Here is a 4,819-nt window from a genome sequence, read left to right on the forward strand (position 1 = left end):
CGGCGGCGGGCTCGGCCGGGGCCTGGCTCGTGGCCCGCCGCTCCCGGGCGGGGGCCTGCGCCGGCTCGGCCGGGGCCTGGCCCTGCCGGGCGGAGGCCTGCGCCGGCTCGGCCGTCGCGTCCTCGGGCTCGGCGGCGGGAGCCCCGGCGTCGTCGGCGGCCGCGGCGGTCCGCTGCTCCGGCCCCCGCTGGTCGAAGGCCTCCGCCAGCGAGTCCAGGCTCAGCCGGGGTGCCTCGGCGGGCTCCTCGGCGACGGGCGCGTGGCCCTGCGGCAGCTCGATGACCTCGCCCTTGATCGTCAGGCGGGAACCCTGCTCGGACGCGGGCTCCTCCACGGCGGGCGCGGGCTCGGCCGGGGACCCGGTGTCCCCCTCGTCCTGCTGCTCGGCGGCGGTCTCCGCGCCCTGGCCGCGGTTGCGGCTGCGCTTGCCGCGGCGCTTCTTCCGCGAGCGGCCGGAACCCTCCGGGCGGGACTCGGCCGGGGCGGCCGGCTCCTCGGCTCGGGGCGGCTCCGCCTCCTCCGGGGCCTCGTGGTGGGTCGCGGCCGCGATGGTCGCGAACGCCGTGCGCGCGGCCTCGGCCTTCGCCTTCTCCGCCGGATCCGGCTCGGCGCTCCGTGCCTCCGTGCGGGCGGGCTGCTGCTCGCCCTGGCCGCGGCGGTTGCGCTTGCGGTCGGTGCGGTTGGGCCGCTGGTCCCGGGTCTCGCCCGGGACGCCGCCGGTGCGGCCCTCCAGCGGGTGGTCGTGCACGACGACGCCGCGGCCGGCGCAGTGCTCGCAGGGCTCGGAGAACACCTCGAGCAGGCCGGTGCCCATGCGCTTGCGGGTCATCTGCACCAGCCCCAGGGAGGTCACCTCGGCCACCTGGTGCTTGGTGCGGTCCCGTCCCAGGCACTCCACCAGCCGGCGCAGCACGAGGTCACGGTTGGACTCGAGCACCATGTCGATGAAGTCGATGACGATGATGCCGCCGATGTCCCGCAGCCGCAGCTGCCGCACGATCTCCTCGGCCGCCTCCAGGTTGTTCTTGGTGACGGTCTCCTCGAGATTGCCCCCGGACCCGGTGAACTTGCCGGTGTTGACGTCGACGACCGTCATGGCCTCGGTCCGGTCGATCACGAGCGAGCCGCCCGAGGGCAGGAAGACCTTGCGCTCGAGAGCCTTCTGGATCTGTTCCTCCACACGCTGGTTCACGAACAGGTCCTCGTCCTCGTCCCACTTCTGGAGCCGGTCCAGCAGGTCCGGCGCGACGTAGGTCACGTACGCCTCGATGTTGTCCCACGCCTCGTCGCCCTGGACGACCATGGTGGTGAAGTCCTCGTTGAAGACGTCGCGGACGGTCTTGATGGTCAGGTCCGGCTCCGCGTACAGCATCTCCGGGGCCAGGGTCTTCGTGGAGCCCGCCCGTTCCTGGATCTGCTCCCACTGGGCCCGCAGCCGGTTGATGTCGTGGGTGAGCTCCTGCTCGGAGGCGCCCTCCGCGGCGGTGCGCACGATGACGCCCGCCCCGTCCGGCAGGCGGTCCTTGAGGATCTTCTTCAGCCGGGCGCGCTCGACGTCGGGCAGCTTCCGGGAGATCCCGGTCATCGAGCCGCCCGGAACGTAGACCAGGTAGCGGCCGGGCAGGGAGATCTGGCTCGTGAGCCGGGCGCCCTTGTGCCCCACCGGGTCCTTGGTGACCTGCACGAGCACCGAGTCCCCGGACTTGAGGGCGACCTCGATCCGGCGCGGCCCGCCCTCGAGGCGGGAGGCGTCCCAGTTGACCTCGCCGGCGTAGAGCACCGCGTTGCGGCCCCGGCCGATGTCGATGAACGCCGCTTCCATGGAGGGCAGCACGTTCTGCACCTTGCCCACGTAGACGTTGCCGATCAGCGAGTCCTGCTGCGTGTGGGAGACGAAGTGCTCGGCCAGCACGCCGTCCTCGAGGACGCCGATCTGGATCCGGTTGTCCTTCTGCCGCACCAGCATCCGCCGTTCGACGGACTCGCGGCGGGCGAGGAACTCGGCCTCGGTGATGACCTGCCGGCGGCGGCCGGTCTGGCGGGACTCCCGCCGGCGCTGCTTCTTGGCCTCGAGCCGGGTGGAGCCCTTCACCGCCACGACCTCGTCGACCGTGGCGCTCTCCGCGGCGCGCGGGGCGCGGACACGTGTGACGGTGTTGGGCGGGTCGTCGTCGCTGCCGCCCACCAGCTCCATGTCCACGTCCCCGCGCCGCCGGCGCCGGCGGCGACGGCTGGTCACCCCCCCGCCGGTGCTCTGCTCCGCCTCGTCGGCCTCCTCGGCGAGCTCCGCCGCCTCGGCCTCGGCCCCGTCGCCCGGGTCCTCGGCGGTCGCGTTCTCCTCCTGCTGCCGGCGCCGGGCCTCGCGGCGGCGGGCCGCGCGCTGCTGCGCGGCCTCGCGCAGTTCGTCGAGGTCCGGCGCGTGGAACATGAGAGAGGTCGCGGTGACGGCGGCGGCCAGCGCGGAGTCGGGCTCCGCCGGCTCCTCGGCGGCGTCGGGCTCCTCCTGCCCGGAGCCGTCCGGGCTCGGCACGGGACCCTCCTGGGAGGCGTCCGGCGCGGGCGGTGCGGCGGCCTCGGCCCCGGCAGGCCGGCGGCCGGAGCCGGCCGGTTCCTGCACGGAGCTCGCAGCGGAGGCCTCGGCGGCGGGCGGGGCGGCGGCAGCCGGGGCATGGCCGCCGGCCTCCGACACGGAGCCCGTGCGGGGAGCCTCCTCCGCGGACGCGGCGGCGGCATCCGGGGCCTCGCCGTCCGGGTCCGACGCGGAACCCGTGCGGGGAGCCTCCTCCGCGGACGGGGCGGTGTTCTCGGCGGTGTCCTCCGCGGTGTCCTCGGCGCTGTTCCCTGCACTGTCCGCGGCGGACGGCGAGTCTCCGGCCGCGGGGGCCGCGTCCTGGTCCGCCGGCGCGGCGCTCACGCCGAGGTCCTGGGCCTCACCGGCCGGCTCGATCTCCTCGCCGGCCTGCGCGGCCCCGGGCGTGCCCGGGGCGGGGCGGCTCGGGGCGGAGACCTCCTCGGCCACCGCGCCCGGCGTCTCGTCGCCGGGCACGGCGGTGCCCGGCGCGACGTCGAGGGTGTCGGTCCCGGCGGCGTCGCCGTGCGCCGGGGCGGAGGGCTGCGCTCCGGCGGGCTCGTCGAGGACGTCGCCCGGCGTCTCCGCCAGGGTCCCGGGGGCGATGTCGGCCGCCCGGTCCATGGCCGGGGGTTCCCGGCGCGCGTCGTCCGATGTGTTCTGCTGACTAGCGTCCAGGGCGTCCTGCGCCCCGTCCTGGTTCACCTGTTCGGCATCCATATACAGCTGTGCTCCATGCCGCGGTACGCCGTCCGTACCCGGTCCCCGCAGCGGCTTGGTCGGCGTTTCGCCGGTGGGGTCCACGCGGCGGCCAGAAGTCCTGTGCGTACCCGCCGCGTCCCGCACGCCACGCGAACGGGCGGGGACGGCAACGAGCCAGTCCGGGGCTCCGAGCCGCTGCTCGCAAGGGCAACGGTCTTGGGCCGGCGGCGGACGCGCTCAATCCGATGAGAGCCGCGGGTCCTGCCGACCGGCGTCGAAGTCCGGCTGGGCCGAGATTCCGCGTACGGGCGGGCTCGACCGTGGTCAGTATCTCACAGACGCCCGGCTCCGACCCGGATTGCGCTCGTCACCGCCCGCAACCGGCCCGCCGCGCTCCCCGGGAACTCCGGGGCGCATCCCCTAGGATCGGGCCTGTGACCACCTCTGCCTCAGCCCTCGACGACTCCCCCGCCCAGCGCTCCGAGCCCGCCGCGCGCGCCGACCGGCGCTGGGGTCTCGTGGCCCTCGTGACCGGCCTGCTCGGCTTCTACGGCGCGGCCACGCTGGTCTACGAGCGGGTCCAGCTCTTCCTCGACGCCGGCCACCGCACCAGCTGCGACATCAACTCCTGGCTCTCCTGCGGCACGGTCATGCGCACTCCGCAGGCCGAGGCCTTCGGCTTCCCCAACCCCTTCATCGGACTCGTCGCCTACGCGGTCGTGGTGGCCGTGGCCCTGGCGGTGCTGGCCGGGGCCCGGTTCGCGGCCTGGTACTGGTGGGGCGTGCAGATCGGGGTGACCCTCGGGTGGCTGTTCGTGCTGTGGCTGTGGTACCAGACCACGTTCGAGATCAACGCCCTGTGCCTGTACTGCATGCTCGTCTGGGTGATGCAGACGGTGCTGGTGGTGCAGACCACCGCCCGCAACCTGCGCGCCGGCGTCCTGCCCGCCCCGGCCGCCGTGGCGCGGGGGGCGGAGCAGTGGGCCTGGTTCGCGGCCGCCGCGCTGCTCGTGCTGATCTTCGGGACGGTGCTGATCCGCTTCGCCGGCGTGATCTTCCCGGCCTGACCTGTCCGGGCGGAACCGCTCAAGCTGGCAAGCTGGATCGCCCGGACCGAACCGCTCGGGCCGAACCGCTCGGGCCGAACCGCGGTGCCCGCCCGGGCGCGGCGCCGGACGACGGCGGCGACCACGGGCCCGCTGAGCATGAACTCCACCAGCGGCTCGAAGAAGGGCTTGCCCCGGTGCTCCGCGTAGTGCTCCTCGAGCACGGCGCGCTCCGCGTGCAGCAGCCGCAGGTCGGCCAGCCGGTAGCCCTTGGCCTCGATCCGGGCGAGGACCTGGCCGGTGAGGCCGCGGGCCACCCCGTCGGGCTTGACGAGGACGAGGGTGCGTTCCGTGGTCATGAGGATCCTTCCGGAGGACGGGTCTGGGATGTCGGTGCCCAGCCTATCCGTCCGGGTGCTCGCGCTCCCACTGCGCCTGGGCCGCGTCGCGGGCGGCGTTCTCCCGGTCCAGCCGCGCCCCGGTGCGCACCGCGTACCACCAC

At 75.0% G+C, this 4,819-nt stretch carries 2 protein-coding genes and 1 pseudogene; 1 reads left to right on the top strand and 2 read right to left on the bottom strand.

The annotated features are described in order from the left end of the window. Positions 1 to 3,289 (bottom strand): Rne/Rng family ribonuclease (locus ABL57_RS10225; protein WP_053004880.1); only part of this gene is annotated, 3,289 nt, incomplete at its 3' end. Between the two features lie 416 nt (positions 3,290 to 3,705). Between ABL57_RS10225 and ABL57_RS10230 the strand changes: the two genes are divergently transcribed. Then, positions 3,706 to 4,338 carry a vitamin K epoxide reductase family protein gene (locus ABL57_RS10230; RefSeq protein WP_047803370.1) on the top strand — a complete coding sequence of 211 codons (633 nt, stop codon included), beginning with the start codon at positions 3,706 to 3,708 and terminating at the stop codon, positions 4,336 to 4,338. 110 nt (positions 4,339 to 4,448) lie between these two features. On the opposite strand, the pseudogene ABL57_RS21230 reads toward ABL57_RS10230, so the two are convergent. After that, positions 4,449 to 4,676: pseudogene (locus tag ABL57_RS21230) on the bottom strand (nucleoside-diphosphate kinase); the annotation flags it as partial. Positions 4,677 to 4,819 lie beyond the last annotated feature (143 nt).

This window comes from Kocuria sp. SM24M-10 (genome assembly GCF_001027955.1).
GTDB classification, from domain to species: Bacteria; Actinomycetota; Actinomycetes; order Actinomycetales; family Micrococcaceae; genus Kocuria; species Kocuria oceani.